This window comes from Planococcus shenhongbingii, assembly GCF_030413635.1.
Classification (GTDB): Bacteria; Bacillota; Bacilli; order Bacillales_A; family Planococcaceae; genus Planococcus; species Planococcus shenhongbingii.
Map to the genome: position 1 here is coordinate 163695 of NZ_CP129235.1, position 17172 is coordinate 180866.

At 45.7% G+C, this 17172-nt stretch carries 13 protein-coding genes, 7 tRNA genes and 2 rRNA genes; 21 read left to right on the forward strand and 1 reads right to left on the reverse strand.

Annotation, left to right across the window (positions count from 1 at the left end; genetic code table 11):
- Window positions 1–109: 109 nt before the first annotated feature.
- From QWY16_RS00860 to QWY16_RS00900, 9 genes are all read left to right on the forward strand, one after another.
- Window positions 110–3042: ribosomal RNA gene (locus tag QWY16_RS00860) — 23S ribosomal RNA — on the forward strand.
- Window positions 3043–3094: 52 nt separating this feature from the next.
- Window positions 3095–3210: ribosomal RNA gene (gene rrf / locus QWY16_RS00865) — 5S ribosomal RNA — on the forward strand.
- A 40-nt stretch (window positions 3211–3250) separates the two neighbouring features.
- Window positions 3251–3323, forward strand: a tRNA-Thr gene (locus tag QWY16_RS00870).
- 46 nt (window positions 3324–3369) lie between these two features.
- A tRNA-Glu gene (locus tag QWY16_RS00875) sits at window positions 3370–3444 on the forward strand.
- Window positions 3445–3461: 17 nt separating this feature from the next.
- A tRNA-Val gene (locus QWY16_RS00880) sits at window positions 3462–3537 on the forward strand.
- Between the two features lie 9 nt (window positions 3538–3546).
- Window positions 3547–3630, forward strand: a tRNA-Tyr gene (locus QWY16_RS00885).
- Between the two features lie 16 nt (window positions 3631–3646).
- A tRNA-Gln gene (locus tag QWY16_RS00890) sits at window positions 3647–3721 on the forward strand.
- An 11-nt stretch (window positions 3722–3732) separates the two neighbouring features.
- Window positions 3733–3805, forward strand: a tRNA-Lys gene (locus tag QWY16_RS00895).
- A gap of 27 nt (window positions 3806–3832) precedes the next feature.
- Window positions 3833–3905 (forward strand) — tRNA-Ala (locus QWY16_RS00900).
- 70 nt (window positions 3906–3975) lie between these two features.
- Here QWY16_RS00900 and QWY16_RS00905 read toward each other — a convergent pair.
- Window positions 3976–5055 (reverse strand): citrate synthase/methylcitrate synthase, encoded by a 1080-nt coding sequence (locus tag QWY16_RS00905; protein WP_300990982.1) that lies wholly within the window; start codon window positions 5053–5055, stop codon window positions 3976–3978.
- 104 nt (window positions 5056–5159) lie between these two features.
- Between QWY16_RS00905 and QWY16_RS00910 the strand changes: the two genes are divergently transcribed.
- From QWY16_RS00910 to QWY16_RS00965, 12 genes are all read left to right on the forward strand, one after another.
- Window positions 5160–5459 carry a LysR family transcriptional regulator gene (locus QWY16_RS00910; protein ID WP_300990983.1) on the forward strand — a complete coding sequence of 100 codons (300 nt, stop codon included), beginning with the start codon at window positions 5160–5162 and terminating at the stop codon, window positions 5457–5459.
- Between the two features lie 14 nt (window positions 5460–5473).
- On the forward strand, window positions 5474–6040 hold the full coding sequence (locus QWY16_RS00915; RefSeq protein WP_300990984.1) for a substrate-binding domain-containing protein: 567 nt from the start codon (window positions 5474–5476) through the stop codon (window positions 6038–6040).
- Window positions 6041–6054: 14 nt separating this feature from the next.
- Complete coding sequence (locus tag QWY16_RS00920; RefSeq protein WP_300990985.1) at window positions 6055–6618, forward strand: GNAT family N-acetyltransferase; 564 nt, start codon at window positions 6055–6057, stop codon at window positions 6616–6618.
- 69 nt (window positions 6619–6687) lie between these two features.
- Window positions 6688–7596 carry an arginase gene (gene rocF / locus QWY16_RS00925; RefSeq protein WP_300990986.1) on the forward strand — a complete coding sequence of 303 codons (909 nt, stop codon included), beginning with the start codon at window positions 6688–6690 and terminating at the stop codon, window positions 7594–7596.
- 202 nt (window positions 7597–7798) lie between these two features.
- The gene (sigW, locus tag QWY16_RS00930; protein ID WP_300990987.1) at window positions 7799–8362 is read left to right on the forward strand and encodes an RNA polymerase sigma factor SigW; all 564 of its coding nucleotides are present in this window, start codon (window positions 7799–7801) and stop codon (window positions 8360–8362) included.
- A 12-nt stretch (window positions 8363–8374) separates the two neighbouring features.
- Window positions 8375–9010, forward strand: a complete 636-nt coding sequence (locus QWY16_RS00935; RefSeq protein WP_300990988.1) for an anti-sigma factor family protein — start codon at window positions 8375–8377, stop codon at window positions 9008–9010.
- Window positions 9011–9111: 101 nt separating this feature from the next.
- Window positions 9112–9948, forward strand: coding sequence for a diadenylate cyclase CdaA (cdaA, locus tag QWY16_RS00940; protein WP_300990989.1), 837 nt, complete (start codon window positions 9112–9114; stop codon window positions 9946–9948).
- Window positions 9941–10948, forward strand: a complete 1008-nt coding sequence (locus QWY16_RS00945) for a CdaR family protein (RefSeq protein ID WP_300990990.1) — start codon at window positions 9941–9943, stop codon at window positions 10946–10948. The genes cdaA and QWY16_RS00945 overlap by 8 nt, the downstream gene beginning before the upstream one ends.
- Window positions 10949–11028: 80 nt before the next feature.
- Window positions 11029–12378 (forward strand): phosphoglucosamine mutase, encoded by a 1350-nt coding sequence (gene glmM, locus QWY16_RS00950; protein ID WP_300990991.1) that lies wholly within the window; start codon window positions 11029–11031, stop codon window positions 12376–12378.
- A gap of 402 nt (window positions 12379–12780) precedes the next feature.
- Window positions 12781–14583, forward strand: a complete 1803-nt coding sequence (glmS, locus tag QWY16_RS00955; RefSeq protein ID WP_300990992.1) for a glutamine--fructose-6-phosphate transaminase (isomerizing) — start codon at window positions 12781–12783, stop codon at window positions 14581–14583.
- Window positions 14584–15070: 487 nt separating this feature from the next.
- Window positions 15071–16495, forward strand: a complete 1425-nt coding sequence (locus QWY16_RS00960) for a purine-cytosine permease family protein (protein WP_300990993.1) — start codon at window positions 15071–15073, stop codon at window positions 16493–16495.
- Between the two features lie 86 nt (window positions 16496–16581).
- A complete protein-coding gene (locus tag QWY16_RS00965) occupies window positions 16582–17076 on the forward strand; it encodes an SRPBCC family protein (protein ID WP_300990994.1) in 495 nt (164 codons plus the stop codon).
- Window positions 17077–17172: the final 96 nt, after the last annotated feature.

Genomic DNA, 17172 nt, shown 5'->3' on the forward strand with positions numbered 1-17172 from the left:
TTCAACAACTTGTTCTTTGAAAACTGGATATGACGACATTGAAACAAACGAAACAAGCAACACAAGTGATGAGACCGAGTGATCGGTCGACTTTCTAGGTAACCAACTTGGTTAAGTTAGAAAGGGCGCACGGTGGATGCCTTGGCACTAGGAGCCGAAGAAGGACGGCACTAACACCGATATGCTCCGGGGAGCTGTAAGTGAGCATTGATCCGGAGATTTCCGAATGGGGGAACCCCCTGCCCGTAATGGGGCAGGATCCATGTGTGAATTCATAGCACATGAGAAGGCAGACCCAGGGAACTGAAACATCTAAGTACCTGGAGGAACAGAAAGCAAATGCGATTCCCTGAGTAGCGGCGAGCGAAACGGGAACAGCCCAAACCAAGAGGCTTGCCTCTTGGGGTTGTAGGACACTCAATACGGAGTTACAAAAGCACGCGTTAGGCGAAGCGACCTGGAACGGTCCGCGACACTGGGTAACAGCCCCGTAGCCGAAAAGGCGTGCCCTCCTGAGTGGATCCTGAGTACGGCGGAACACGTGAAATTCCGTCGGAATCCGGGAGGACCATCTCCCAAGGCTAAATACTCCCTAGTGACCGATAGTGAACCAGTACCGTGAGGGAAAGGTGAAAAGCACCCCGGAAGGGGAGTGAAACAGATCCTGAAACCGTGTGCCTACAACTAGTCAAAGCCCGTTCATGGGTGATGGCGTGCCTTTTGTAGAATGAACCGGCGAGTTACGATTGCATGCAAGGTTAAGATGAGAAGTCGGAGCCGCAGCGAAAGCGAGTCTGAACAGGGCGAATGAGTATGCAGTTGTAGACCCGAAACCAGGTGATCTACCCATGTCCAGGGTGAAGGTAAGGTAACACTTACTGGAGGCCCGAACCCACGCACGTTGAAAAGTGCGGGGATGAGGTGTGGGTAGCGGAGAAATTCCAATCGAACCTGGAGATAGCTGGTTCTCTCCGAAATAGCTTTAGGGCTAGCCTCAAGATTGAGAATCCTGGAGGTAGAGCACTGTTTGGACTAGGGGCCCATCCCGGGTTACCGAATTCAGACAAACTCCGAATGCCAGTGATTTATGCTTGGGAGTCAGACTGCGAGTGATAAGATCCGTAGTCAAGAGGGAAACAGCCCAGACCACCAGCTAAGGTCCCCAAATATCCGTTAAGTGGAAAAGGATGTGGCGTTGCTTAGACAACCAGGATGTTGGCTTAGAAGCAGCCATCATTTAAAGAGTGCGTAATAGCTCACTGGTCGAGTGACACTGCGCCGAAAATGTACCGGGGCTAAACGGATTACCGAAGCTGTGGATGGACATCAACGATGTCCGTGGTAGGAGAGCGTTCTAAGGGCGTTGAAGCGGAACCGGAAGGATTCGTGGAGCGCTTAGAAGTGAGAATGCCGGTATGAGTAACGAAAGACGGGTGAGAATCCCGTCCACCGAATGCCCAAGGTTTCCTGAGGAAGGCTCGTCCGCTCAGGGTCAGTCGGGACCTAAGTCGAGGCCGATAGGCGTAGACGATGGACAACAGGTTGATATTCCTGTACCACCTCCCCGCCGTTTGAGCAATGGGGGGACGCAGAAGGATAAGGCGAGCGCGCCGTTGGTTGAGCGCGTCCAAGCCGTGAGGCGGGAAATGAGGCAAATCCCATTTCCATAACGTTGAGCGGTGACGGCAAGGGGCGTATGCCCTGGAGTCCCTGATTTCACACTGCCAAGAAAAGCCTCTAGCGAGGCGGGAGGTGCCCGTACCGCAAACCGACACAGGTAGGCGAGAAGAGAATTCTAAGGTGAGCGAGTGAACTCTCGTTAAGGAACTCGGCAAAATGACCCCGTAACTTCGGGAGAAGGGGTGCTCTGGTAGGGTGAAAAGCCCGAGAGAGCCGCAGTGAATAGGCCCAGGCGACTGTTTAGCAAAAACACAGGTCTCTGCCAAACCGTAAGGTGACGTATAGGGGCTGACGCCTGCCCGGTGCTGGAAGGTTAAGGGGAGTGCTTAGCGCAAGCGAAGGTGCGAACTGAAGCCCCAGTAAACGGCGGCCGTAACTATAACGGTCCTAAGGTAGCGAAATTCCTTGTCGGGTAAGTTCCGACCCGCACGAAAGGCGTAACGATCTGGGCACTGTCTCAACGAGAGACTCGGTGAAATTATAGTACCTGTGAAGATGCAGGTTACCCGCGACAGGACGGAAAGACCCCGTGGAGCTTTACTGTAGCCTGATATTGACTTTTGGTGCAACTTGTACAGGATAGGTAGGAGCCTTTGAGCCCGGAGCGCCAGCTTCGGGGGAGGCGTCGGTGGGATACTACCCTGGTTGTATTGAAATTCTAACCCGCACCCCTGATCGGGGTGGGAGACAGTGTCAGGCGGGCAGTTTGACTGGGGCGGTCGCCTCCTAAAGAGTAACGGAGGCGCCCAAAGGTTCCCTCAGAATGGTTGGAAATCATTCGCAGAGTGTAAAGGCACAAGGGAGCTTGACTGCGAGACGGACAGGTCGAGCAGGGTCGAAAGACGGGCTTAGTGATCCGGTGGTTCCGCATGGAAGGGCCATCGCTCAACGGATAAAAGCTACCCCGGGGATAACAGGCTTATCTCCCCCAAGAGTCCACATCGACGGGGAGGTTTGGCACCTCGATGTCGGCTCATCGCATCCTGGGGCTGTAGTCGGTCCCAAGGGTTGGGCTGTTCGCCCATTAAAGCGGTACGCGAGCTGGGTTCAGAACGTCGTGAGACAGTTCGGTCCCTATCCGTCGCGGGCGCAGGAAATTTGAGAGGAGCTGTCCTTAGTACGAGAGGACCGGGATGGACACACCGCTGGTGTACCAGTTGTTCCGCCAGGGGCATCGCTGGGTAGCTATGTGTGGCCGGGATAAGTGCTGAAAGCATCTAAGCACGAAGCCCCCCTCAAGATGAGATTTCCCATTGCGCAAGCAAGTAAGATCCCTCAAAGACGATGAGGTAGATAGGTTCGGGGTGGAAGCGCGGCGACGCGTGCAGCTGACGAATACTAATCGATCGAGGACTTAACCAAACTGTTTGTTTCAACTGTCGCATATCCGGTTTTGAGGGCGCAAGCACTCATGTCCAGTGATGATGGCAAAGAGGCCACACCCGTTCCCATCCCGAACACGGCAGTTAAGCTCTTTTGCGCCAATGGTAGTTGGGGGTTTCCCCCTGCGAGAGTAGGACATTGCTGGGCCATTTTATGTTTTTTTATGCCGTAATGATTCTTTTGCCTTGCTTCCATAGCTCAGCAGGTAGAGTGCTTCCATGGTAAGGAAGAGGTCACCGGTTCGAACCCGGTTGGAAGCTTTTGTTTTATAAGGTTTCTGTAAACGGGAAAAACACTTTTTTTTAAGGCCCCTTGGTCAAGCGGTTAAGACACCGCCCTTTCACGGCGGTAACACGGGTTCGAATCCCGTAGGGGTCACCATTCTTTATATTTAAAGTGGAGGATTAGCTCAGCTGGGAGAGCATCTGCCTTACAAGCAGAGGGTCGGCGGTTCGATCCCGTCATCCTCCACCATATTTTTTCGGTGGGGTAGCGAAGTGGCTAAACGCGGCGGACTGTAAATCCGCTCCTTCGGGTTCGGCAGTTCGAATCTGCCCCCCACCACCAGTTTTATATTTGCCATTGGGGTATAGCCAAGCGGTAAGGCAACGGGTTTTGATCCCGTCATGCCCTGGTTCGAATCCAGGTACCCCAGCCATTTTTTATTTTGAGCCATTAGCTCAGTTGGTAGAGCATCTGACTTTTAATCAGAGGGTCGAAGGTTCGAATCCTTCATGGCTCATTTTATTTTCCTGCGCCAGTTCAGCGCGGGGCCTTAGCTCAGCTGGGAGAGCGCGACGCTGGCAGCGTCGAGGTCAGGGGTTCGAGCCCCCTAGGCTCCATTGTTCCATGTGTATTTGTACTATCCATGTGTAAAAAGCCCGTATCCAATTTATTGGATACGGGCTTTTTTTATACACCGATATATTCCGATTGCGGCCGAAATATCACATTATCTTGTTGCTGTTCCATAGCATGAGCTGTCCAGCCGACGATTCGGGCCGCACTGAAGGTAGGAGTGAAAAGTATAGGTGCCATCGCAATCGAACGCATGATGGCAGCGGCATAGAATTCTACATTCGTGTAAAGCGCTCGGCCGGGTTTGTGCTGGTTCAGGAGGCGAATAATTTCTTTTTCTGCTGCCACAGCTAAATCTAGCCATGGATCGGCTCCTTGTAAAGCGAGACATTTTTCTCTTAGGATAATCGAACGTGGATCTTCGGTGCGGTAAATACGGTGGCCAAAACCCATGATTTTTTCACCGTTTTCCAGTTTCTTTAAGATGATGGATTCAATTTGTTCAGGAACGTTAATTTCTTCCAGCAAATCAATTACTCCGGAAGGCGCCCCTCCATGGAGAGGGCCTTTCATGGTACCGATGGCAGAAGTGATAGCGGAAGTAAGGTCCGACTCTGTCGATATGGTAACCCGTGCCGCAAAGGTAGAGGCATTCATTCCGTGCTCCATCGTTAACTTCAAATAAGTCTCCAATGCTTCTGTCTGCGCTTCAGTTGGCAGTTTTCCGTTTATCATCCATAGATAGTTGGCGGTATGGCTTAAATCACTGCGCGGCTCAATAAAATCTTCTTTCAGCTTTAACCGGAAAAGAAGCGCTGTCAGCACAGGGAAGGCTGCAGTTAATGCTATTGCTTGTTCTTCAATCGGCAAGCGGGTAAAGTCATCATGGCTGTATGCGGAGATTAAGGTACGCAAGCCATCCATCAATGAAGCTTCTCGAGGTAAAAGCTTTGCTGTTTCACTTATATGAACAGGGATCTGGCGATGCTTGTGGAGTTGGCTTTTCAATTCCTTCAGTTCCTGTTCCGAAGCGTTGTGGCCATGCCACAAGAAATAAGCCACTTCTTCAAATGATTTCCCCTGTATCGCTTCGTCCACCTCTTTGCCGCGGTAGCGCAATTCTCCTTTTTCCCCATCGACAGAAGCGATTTTTGTCTGAACAGCTGTGACTCCCTTTAATCCTTTCTGAAACATTTTAATTCCTCCTTTTTTTCTATCATACTGCTAACTATTGATAATGAAAATTAAAGATATATAATTAAAACAATTCAAATTATTAATTAAAAAAGGAGAACAGTATGGAAATATCCTGGCTAAGAACTTTTGTGGATGCTGCTGAAACGCTGAATTTCAGAAAAACCTCTGAACGATTGTTGATGTCCCAGCCTAGTGTAACAGTTCATATTCGATTGTTAGAAGAAAGTCTAGGCCTCTTGTTATTCAAAAGGGAAAAGAACCGGGTTGCATTAACAGAAGAAGGGCGCCATTTTTACGGAAAAGCCCAACTTATATTGGCGCAGCTTGATCAAAGTGTAGAAGAACTCCAAGCGTTTGCCAGGGTTATCGGAAAAAATGGACACTTGCCATTTCTCCTTTAATGGCGGAAACCATTTTGCCATATATTTTAAAATCATTTACGAAAGACCACCCGGATTTGGAACTGGTCATTCAAGTGGAAGAGTCGGAGCTGATTGAAGGTCTAGTCGAAATGGAACAAGTATCGGCTGGTATTTCTGCCTTGCCTCCTAAACGCCATAACGTTGTCCATGAGACAGTTTACAGCGATCCGATTCTTTTTATCTTGCCGAGGGATGCATACGACGATGAAACTGGTCCTGCTGTATCAGGGGAAGCAGCGCTGCAGTCCACTTTTTTATTTACCCATCACCATCCGGCTTATTGGGATGAATTGCTATTGAAATTGCGTCTCCATGTAACCGGCATACGGACGATGAAAGTTACGCAAGCCCATATTGCAAAACGCTTTATCCAAGAAGGGCTTGGAGTATCCTTTTTGCCGAAATCGATGGTCCGGCGGGAATTGATCGAAGGGCGTTTAATGGATGCCCATTTTGATTTGTTTCCGCTGCCGACCGTCTCCACTTATTTTTTGGCAAAAGAATTTGGAGAACTTGAGAAAGAATTTTTAAGAAGAATTCAATCGGTTTACTTTAATTGAAAAGGAGATGCGACATGATAATTGAACGGCCGAATATTCGCTTAAGATTATTAGAACGAGAAGATTTTAAAGCTCTATGGGAGTTGTATACGCCCCGGATTTTTGAACATATGCTGACGAAAGTAAAAAGCTATGAAGAGCTTGTCAAATGGCTGGAATCAGGTCTGAAAGCACCCAATGCAATGGTTTTTGTGGTGGAAGATCCGAATACAGGAAAAATTATGGGAACGACCCGCATTTATGCAATCGATGAAGCGAATAAAAGCTGTGAAATTGGTTCTACATTTTATGCAGAAGCTGCCCAGCAGACTCATGTGAATACAGCTGTTAAATACGCCTTACTCCGCTATTGTTTTGAGGAGCAGAGCATGATTCGTGTGCAATTTAAAACGGATGCTGAAAATATCGCTTCACAGAAAGCGCTGGAGCGAATAGGAGCTGTAAAAGAAGGAACGCTCCGCAATGAACGGATTCGCTCTACCGGAAAGCCGAGAGATGCGGTAGTTTATTCGATTATTGAATCGGAATGGCCGGCTATAAAAAACAGATTAGAAATAATAATGAATAAATATACTTGATTTTGTCTGGTTGAGCCAATGCTTCCTTAGCAGGTACAATAGATTCATCTTGATAAGGGGGATAAAATAATGAATAAATTAAACGTTTCTATTATAGGAGTTCCAATGGACCATGGCCAAAACCGCCGTGGAGTCGATATGGGGCCAAGTGCTATCCGCTATGCAGGAGTTGTGGAACGGATTGAGAACTTAGGGCATACGGTGAAAGATGAAGGGGACATCCAAATCGGCCATGCAGACGGATCCATTGATACAGATACAAATTTGCGCAATTTAAAAGTGGTTACAGATGCTACTGAAGCGTTAGGAGCAAAAGTGTTTGAAGTTGCAGAAGCAGGGAATTTTCCGCTCGTTCTTGGCGGAGACCACAGCATTGCAATCGGGACGCTTGCAGGCATTTCTGAACGCCACGAAAACTTGGGTGTTATTTGGTATGATGCCCATGCTGATATGAATACAAGTGAAACATCACCATCCGGCAATATTCATGGAATGCCTTTAGCAGCCAGCTTTGGGCTTGGGCATGAACAATTAACGAATATCCGTGGGTATTCACCAAAAGTGAAGCCGGAAAACATCGTAATCATTGGTGCCCGTTCTGTCGATCCAGGAGAACGCGAATTGATCAAAGAGCGCGGCATTCGCGTCTACAGCATGCATGAACTTGATAAAATGGGAATGAATGCTGTAATTGATGATGCAATTCAATATTTAAAAGAAGAACGCCGGACAGATGCCGTACATCTATCACTTGATTTAGATGGTATTGATCCGATGTATACTCCAGGGGTTGGGACGCCGGTTCCAGGCGGCATCACTTACCGGGAAAGCCATTTGGCAATGGAATTACTGCATGATGCCGAAATTATTACTTCTGCTGAGTTTGTAGAAGTGAATCCGATTCTTGATGAAAAAAACCGGACTGCGGACGTAGCAGTTGCGCTTATCGGTTCATTGCTTGGCGAAAAATTACTGTAACACTCTAAAACAGGCGAAAGCCTGTTTTTTTTGTGTTTTAATACGTTTTTATTATTTATATGCCTAAAGGTAAACTATCTGGAAATAAGTTGGATTTTTTTGACGTGAATTTGGTACGATAGAAAGAGAAAAAATAAATGAAACTTTTTGAAAAGCAATCCGTATATAAAAGACAGCCGCATAGGCGGAGGGAAATGAGATCATGGATGCGTTAGTCAATAAACGAATAAAAAAAGTATTAAAAGGCGATCAGAACGCATTCGCCGAAATCGTTGAGCTGTATCAGCATCAACTTTACCAAATCTGTTACCGCATGCTTGGCAATAAGCATGAGGCAGAAGACATTGCACAGGAAGCGTTTACGCGTGCCTATGTGAATCTTCATACATTCGATCAAAACCGCAAATTTTCGACATGGCTTTACCGTATAGCCACGAATTTATGCATTGACCGGATCCGCAAAAAAAAGCCGGACTTTCATCTGGATGCGGAAGTGCGCGGGACGGAAGGCTTGAACATGTACTCGTCTATTGCCAGCGATGACCAGCTTCCTGAAGAAGAATTGATGCGGATGGAAGTGCAGGAGCGGGTGCAGTACGAGATAAGCCGCTTGCCAGATAAGTACCGTGCCGCTATTGTATTAAAGTACATCGAAGAATTGCCGCTGGCGGAAATCAGCGAAATTTTGGATTTGCCGCTAGGTACCGTGAAAACGCGGATACACCGGGGAAGAGAAGCTCTTCGGAAGCAATTGAGCAATTTGTAGGAGGCGAGCACCATGAATACGTGTCCGGAAAAAATCATCCATTTCATGGACGATTATTTAGATGGGGATCTTAACCCCGCTGATGAAGCTGTTCTGAAAGAGCATTTGGAAAGCTGCATCGACTGCCGGAAACTATACCACGAGTTAACCAAAACGATCGCATTTGTCCAAAGTGCATCACATATACAAGCATCATCTGATTTTGTTCAAAAGACAATGCAACGGCTGCCAAAAGAAAGGCAGCGCATCGGAATCCAGCGCTGGATCAGACAACACCCGCTGCTAACAGCTGCCGCACTTTTTTGTTTGCTGATGAGCGCAACTTTGTTCTCGAATTTCAATAATGATCAGCAGTTTGCTTTCACAAAACAGCCTAATTTAGTTGTAGAAGGTGAAACAGTGGTGGTCCCTGAAGGCGAAGTGGTCACCGGGGATTTGACGATCCGCAATGGCGATTTGCGTGTAGAAGGCGAATTGCACGGCGACGCGACTATTGTCAATGGTCAGTATATGGCTTCTTCTGGCGTGATTACAGGAGAAATCGAAGAAATTGATAAAGCCTTCGAGTGGCTTTGGTTTACGATTAAAGATGGCGTTAAAGACGCTGCCTCCATTTTCAACGCAGGCGATAAAGAGAATGAAAAGTAGAGCCTATCCTCATTGAAGGATAGGTTTTTTCAATGAAGGCAAGGAGAATTTACTTATGATATACTGATTTATATGCAGATGTGGAAAAGCGAGGGTTGCAGATGCCGTTTTTGGAGAACTTAACAAACCAGACACCACTCGAACTTTTAGTAAATGTCATTGATATTTTATTAGTATGGTTCGTTATATATAAGCTGATTACGATTATTAAAGGGACGAAAGCGGTCCAGTTATTAAAAGGAATATTTTTTATCGTCATTGCGTATCTGATTACACAAGCACTCAATTTGGAAACACTTGGCTGGGTCATGCAACAAGTGTTGAATTGGGGCTTCCTGGCAATTATTATTATTTTTCAGCCAGAAATGAGGCGGGCGCTTGAACAGCTTGGCCGTGGCAAACTGTTTTCAAGCAGCCAGCTGAATGAGGAATCTGAACGCAACCGGTTGATTGAGGCGATGTCAAAATCCGTAAGTTATATGGCGAAACGCCGGATTGGTGCGCTTATTTCTATTGAACGGGAAACGGGCTTGAGTGAATATATAGAGACCGGTATCCCGATGAACTCAGACATTACATCAGAGTTGTTGATCAATTTATTTATTCCAAATACCCCATTGCATGACGGTGCTGTCATTGTGCAGAAAAACCGAATTGCCGCTGCTGCCTGCTATTTACCGTTGTCAGAAAGTCCTTTTATCTCAAAAGAACTTGGAACCCGCCACCGTGCAGCACTCGGAATCAGTGAAGTGACTGATGCTATTACGATTATTGTGTCAGAAGAAACGGGTGCAATCAGCCTTACGGCAAACGGAGATTTGCATCGCAATTTGTCACTCGAAGATTTTGAAGTGAAATTGCGCCGAATCTGGTTTGGAGCCGTCCAGCAGCCAGCTGATTCTTCCCGATGGAACTGGAGGGGGAAAAAAAATGGATAAATTGATGGACAGCCCTTGGTTTTTGCGGATTATGGCCCTCCTGCTGGCATTTCTTTTGTTCTTTTCGGTTAAAGCAGATGAAGACGCTGTAAATTCAGCGAATAATGGCACGATAACCGAAGAAATTGAAGACGTAGAGCTTGAGGTTTTTTATGGGGACACCAACTTGATGGTCAGTGGGTTGCCTGAGACAGTGGATTTAACAATTTCAGGTCCTACAAGTACTGTACAAACTGCACGGCAACTGAAGGATTTTACATTGTTTGTGGATTTGCGCAATATGACGATTGGTGAACACCGCGTGCCAATCCAGACTGAAAATTTTTCGGAACAGCTGCGGGTTCAAATTAATCCGGCGTTTGTGGACATTACGATTGAAGAGCGGGTCACACAGGAGTTCCGCATTGACCCTGAAATGAATGAACGCTTATTGCGAGAAGGGTTTGTGTTGGAGGAAATTACAGCGGATCCAAATAGCGTCACTGTCACAGGGCCGAAAAGCGTGATTGATGCTATCAGTTTTGTAAAAGCCACTGTTACAGGTGAGCAGGGAGTTAATGAATCGTTTACAACAGAAGCCCGGGTCCGGGTACTCGCAAACGATTTGACAAAGCTTGAAAATGTAGAGATTGAACCTGAAGTGGTAAAGGTTTCGGTTGAAATACAGGAATACAGCAAAGAAGTGCCAGTTGTTATCAAAGAGAATGGAACACCGCCAACCGGAATAAGGATTGACGAGCTTATTCCATCCAGCAAAACTGTTCGGGTATACGGTCCGAAGAATGCAGTTGATCCATTGAATGAGTACGTGGTGGAAGTAAATACCGGCGTCATTACTCCGACAGATACAACGATAGAAACGGAGTTGAAAGCACCGAAAGGGACTACATCCGTCACTCCGGCTGATATGACAGTGGAAGCTGAAATTACAGTGGATGAGACAGTTGAAGCGCCTGACGGAGTGGAAAAACCAGAAGTATCAGAGAATTCTTCTTCGTAATGCTAAGGCGAGGATATGAATTTGGGATGGAACATGTATAATGGAGCGAGATAATGCTATAGATTGAAGGAGAGAAAAGAATGGGAAAATATTTTGGAACTGATGGGGTGCGGGGCGTCGCGAACAGTGAATTGACACCTGAACTGGCATTTAAATTAGGACGTTTTGGCGGATATATTTTAACGAAAAGCTCGAAAGAAAAGCCTAAAGTATTAATTGGCCGGGATACCCGGATTTCAGGAGAAATGCTTGAAGGGGCACTTGCGGCAGGACTCCTGTCTGTTGGAGCAGAAGTAATGCGCCTTGGCGTTATCAGCACTCCTGGAGTAGCATACTTGACGCGTGTGATGAGTGCAGAAGCAGGCGTCATGATTTCAGCTTCACACAATCCGGTAGAAGACAATGGCATTAAATTTTTTGGTTCGGATGGATTTAAATTATCCGATGAGCAGGAGCTGGAAATTGAAGCATTGCTTGATGGCGAAGAAGATACACTCCCGCGCCCTACTGGAGGAGACTTAGGCAGCATCACCGATTATTTTGAAGGCGGCCAAAAGTACATCCAGTATTTGAAACAGACTGTGGATGAAGAGTTCACGGGCATCCATGTGGCACTTGATTGCGCACATGGAGCAACATCTTCTCTTGCAACGCATGTATTCGCTGATTTGGATGCGGACATTTCATCAATGGGCGCTTCTCCGAATGGCTTGAATATTAACGATAAAGTAGGATCAACCCACCCTGAAAAATTGGCTGAACTGGTTATCGCTAAAAAAGCGGATATCGGCTTGGCATTTGACGGCGACGGCGACCGCTTGATTGCGGTGGATGAAAAAGGCCAAATCGTTGATGGCGATCAGATTATGTACATAATCGCGAAACATTTGCATTCAGAAGGCCGGCTAAAGAAAAATACAGTTGTGTCGACTGTGATGAGCAATATGGGCTTTTATAAAGCATTGGAAGAGCACGGCATGGAAAGCAAGCAGACAGCTGTTGGTGACCGCTATGTCGTAGAAGAAATGAAGAAAAACGAATACAACCTTGGCGGCGAGCAGTCCGGCCACATCATCTTCTTAGACTACAATACAACAGGCGATGGCTTGTTGACCGGTCTTCAACTGGTGAATATCCTGAAAGTTACGGGCAAAAAATTATCCGATTTAGCAGCAGAAATGACAATTTTTCCTCAAAAGCTTGTCAATATCCGTGTAACGGATAAACATGCTGTTACAGAGAATTCAAAAGTGGCTGCTGTCATCACTGAAGTGGAAAGCGACATGAATGGAAATGGCCGTGTCTTAGTGCGTCCTTCTGGCACAGAGCCGCTTGTCCGGGTCATGGTGGAAGCAGCTTCTGGAGAAGACTGCGAGAGATATGTTGAGCAAATTGCTGAAGTAGTAAGAGCCGAAATGGGCTTAAACTAGTATAAGAAACCGGTTCAAAAGCTAGACGGCTTTTGAACCGGTTTTTTGGTATTATAAGGAGTAATTTTAATAAGATTTTATTGACGTGCGTTAAACGAAAAGGTATGATAAACTTGCCTAGGTTTAGGCCGCTAAAAAAGGGGGATAGTAATGCGTACAAGGAAAACAGTTAAAGCGCCAGTACTGGGGAAATCGGATGGACAAATCAATTCCGAGTAGACGAGGAGGAGGAGTATCGAGATTTCGGCGGATACCTCCCGGCCGCGAAGCCCGGTCGTAATATCCAGCATTTAAAGCAGTTGAGTGATCAGTTGTACAACGATGCGGATGGGCTCATGACAAGTGTTTGCCAAAATGGGCAAACGCTCATTTTGACTTATAGGAAAATGGAGGAATTAGATTATGTGTGGAATTGTCGGGTATATTGGAGAAAATGATTCAAAAGAAATTCTTTTAAAAGGTTTGGAAAGATTGGAGTACCGAGGTTACGATTCAGCAGGGATTGCTGTACGCAACGGCAAAGGCATTACGGTATTCAAAGAAAAAGGGCGCATTGCTGATTTGCGCGCAGTAGTGGAAGATGAAGTGGTTGGAACAAGCGGAATCGGCCATACACGCTGGGCCACTCACGGAAAACCGAATCGCGTAAACGCTCACCCTCATCAAAATGAAAACGACCGTTTTACATTGGTGCATAACGGAGTGATCGAAAACTATCATCACATTCAGCGCGATTACTTGGCTGGAGTGCAAATGGAATCAGACACAGATACAGAAGTCATTGTACAATTGATTGGCAAATTTGTAGCAGAAGGCATGACAACTCGGGAAGCATTCAGCAAAACATTGACTTTGCTAAAGGGTTCATACGCTATCGCTTTATTGGATGCTGAAGAAGAGCATACAATTTTCGTCGCGAAAAACAAAAGCCCGTTGCTAGTGGGACTTGGAGATGGCTTTAACGTCGTTGCAAGTGATGCCATGGCTATGCTTCAAATCACAGATCAATTCGTGGAATTGATGGACAAAGAAATCGTCATCGTGCGCAAAGACAGCGTGGATATTTTGACATTGGACGGCGAAAAAGTTAGCCGCCAGCCGTTCAAAGCTGAAATCGACATGAGCGATATTGAAAAAGGCACCTACCCTCATTATATGCTGAAAGAAATTGATGAGCAGCCGGCAGTGATGCGCAAAATCATTCAAGCTTACCAAGGCGCAGATGATAAATTAACGATCCAGCCTGAAATCATCCAAGCATTGAAAGATGCGGATCGTATCCATATCATCGCTGCAGGAACAAGCTATCATGCTGGATTGATCGGCAAGGAATACTTGGAGAAAATGGCAGGAATTCCAGTAGAAGTGCATGTATCAAGCGAATTTGGCTACAACATGCCGCTTCTTTCAGAAAAACCATTGTTTATTTTTATTTCCCAATCAGGAGAAACTGCTGACAGCCGCCAGGTATTGGTGAAGATCAAGAAATTGGGGCATCCGTCGTTGACTATCACCAACGTAGCCGGTTCTACACTTTCACGTGAAGCAGATTACACATTGTTATTGTATGCAGGACCAGAAATCGCAGTCGCTTCTACAAAAGCATATACAGCACAAATTGCTGTTCTTTCAATTCTGGCTGCGGTAACTGCAGAGTCCAAAGGCATCGACATCGGCTTTGACTTGGTGCAGGAACTGGGAATTGTAGCGAATGCAATCCAAGCACAAGTGGACATGAAAGAAGAAATGGAGCAAATTGCCCGCGATTTCCTTTCAACTACACGCAATTGCTTCTTTATCGGCCGCGTCATGGATTACTTTGTAGGCCTTGAAGGCGCATTGAAATTGAAAGAGATTTCGTATATCCAAGCGGAAGGCTTTGCTGGAGGCGAACTGAAACACGGTACGATTGCGTTAATCGAAGAAGGCACTCCGGTTATTGCGCTTGCAACGCAAGAAAAGGTTAACCTCAGCATTCGCGGAAACGTTAAAGAAGTGGCGGCTCGCGGTGCAAATCCTTGCATCATTTCTATGGAAGGCTTGCAAGAAGAAGGCGATAGCTTAGTTCTTCCGAAAGTCCATGAATTGCTGTCCCCGCTTGTATCGGTTATTCCGATGCAGTTGATCAGCTATTACGCAGCGCTTCACCGCGACTGTGACGTAGACAAGCCACGTAACTTGGCGAAATCGGTTACGGTTGAATAAAATAAGTTCTTTAAACGCCACTTACGACATTATGCCGTAAGTGGCATTTTTTATATTTTTGTTTAAGTGAAAGCTGGAAATAATTATATGAAAATAATAATAAATCCTTCATTTTTCTATTCTTAGAAAAAATCAAATTAATGGATATTGAATAGACCCTTTGAATGAGTTTGCCTATAAAAACTACAAGAAAACAAAAATTATGTTAAAATATAAAAGGAAGTGATTCACCCGTTTCAGCAACTGTTGCTGATGGGCGGAATTCATCTTTTTTTTTATTTTGAATGCTGGTTTTAAGCCTGCTTTATCCTCCCTAAAACTCCCGCTCGCCCCGCAAGGAAATAACAAAAACTTTCCTTCATCAACCGCATACTTACTAAACAGTCTTTGCTTGTCAATTAGGATAAAGCAGTATGATTTATTTTGCTTAAAACATGTTGTTCGAGATGAAAAACCAAATATTTGTGAAAGAAAGGAAGATGATTTTATGAGATCTGACATTACTGCAGATCAAAGATTGAAAGAAAAAGAATTTGTAAACAAACACAAACCAGAAAAAACTGCAGATTACACATTTGACCGTGTGCCAAGAGAGGAAAGGAAAATGGGCTGGTTAAGCATCACCAATATTACATTCGGGATTGCTACCGCTATTTTTTATTTTCAGATGGGAAGTGTCATGGCTTTGCAATTCGGAGCGGCCAATGCCATTATCTCAGCTATCTACGCGATTATCGTAGCAGGAATACTTGGAACGATTATTGTGTACCTGTCGGCTAAATCCGGCATGAACGTCAACTTATTATCCCGCGGAGGATTCGGTTATATCGGCGCCTCATTAACCTCGTTAATTTACGCTTCCAACTTTATCATGTACTGTGCGTTTGAAGGCATGATACTTGTGGCAGCTGTCCATGCATTTTTCCCCGCAATCCCCGTGTGGGCCCTGATCGTCATCTTTGGATCAATCGTCATTCCGTTAAACTGGTTTGGCATCAAGCAATTGGATAAGTTGCAAAAATGGTCTTTGCCCATTTTTGGTTTGTTTTTAATCGCTGCTATTGTGGTAGCGTTTAATCGCCCTTCTCTGTATGAAGGAAGTTTCTGGACCTACATGCCTGAAGGGGTTCAAATAGGCGGAACGGCGCTGCTGTTGTGCATAGGTATGCAACACGGCATCATGGGGCTGACTGCTTTGATCGCCTCTGATTACGCACGTTTCTTAAAACCAAAAGATATAAAAATCGGTTCAATCGCCATCGGATTTATTCCACAGATTTTCTGTTTCGGGGTAATGGGTGGCCTTGGCATCTGGTTTGGCGTTACTTTGGGTGAATCCAATCCCGGTGTTTATATCGTTGTCTTATTAGGTCTTGGCGGTGTGCTGTTTACGATGCTGACTCAAGTGCGCATTAACATCACGAATATCTATAGCAGTTCGTTGTCATTGTCGAGTTTCTTTGAAAATATGTTCAACTTTTCACCGGGCCGACGCTTCTGGGTAGTGGTTTCAGGCATTGTTGCCATCATGCTGATGCTTGGCGGCATTGTAGATCATTTAGGTGTAGCCATGACTTTCCAAGGCGTAGCGCTTATGACTTGGGCATCCATATTGGTGACCGATGCGCTTGTTGTAAAGAAAATGCTGAAAATCGGGCCTGGCTATTATGAGTCTAGGCAGAGGAATTTATATAAATGGAATCCTGTCGGCGTGGTATCGCTCTTGGTGCCAACTGCTTTGGGGACCATTGCAGCACTCGGATATTTCGGCTTATTCCTGCAAAGTACAGCAGCGTTTTTTGCAGCTATCTTAGCTGCCATTTTGACAGTCGTTCTGGCTGTTTTGACTAAAGGCCGCTATTATACAAAAAGAGAAGTTAACGATATTCCAAAAGAAGATTATATTGCCTGAAAAAAACTTTTGGGGTAAAGTGGCAGTAAAGAGCAAGAAGTGCTTCAACTATTTGTACATTACTTGATTTGGAGAGGATGAGCAAAATGGCAATCACTTCAACTGTAACTTTGAATATGGCCCGTCGTTTCAATGCAAAATCAGAAACGGTATTTGAAGCATGGACCAACCCGGAAATGATGAAAAAATGGTTGTTTACACAGGAATCGACCAACAAAGTTGCTAAGAGCGATCTACGCCTTGGCGGCACTTGGGAGATTGTCGATCACCGGGACGGCGTCGATTACCGGGCAATCGGAGAATACGTAGACATCATAAAGCCGAATAAGCTGGTGTTCACCTTCAAAATGCCCCAATTCAGTGATACGGAAGATGTCATCAGAGTTTTCATCTCTCCAGTTCAGGAAATGTGCGAAATGACTTTTTCTCAGGAAATCGTTGTTCTGCATGAAGAAGTATGGACAGAAGAAGATATTGAACGAGCAAAAGCCGAATACAGTACCCAATCCGAAGAAGGATGGGGCCAAATGTTTGAAGGATTAAAACAGCTGGTCGAAACCAGTTCTACTCATACGGATTGAAAAACGAATAATTAAAAACAGAGAAACCCAGCAGTTGCTTAGCCAACTGCTGGGTTTTATTTTTCCTGAAATAGTGAAGGAATCGGCTAAATAAAA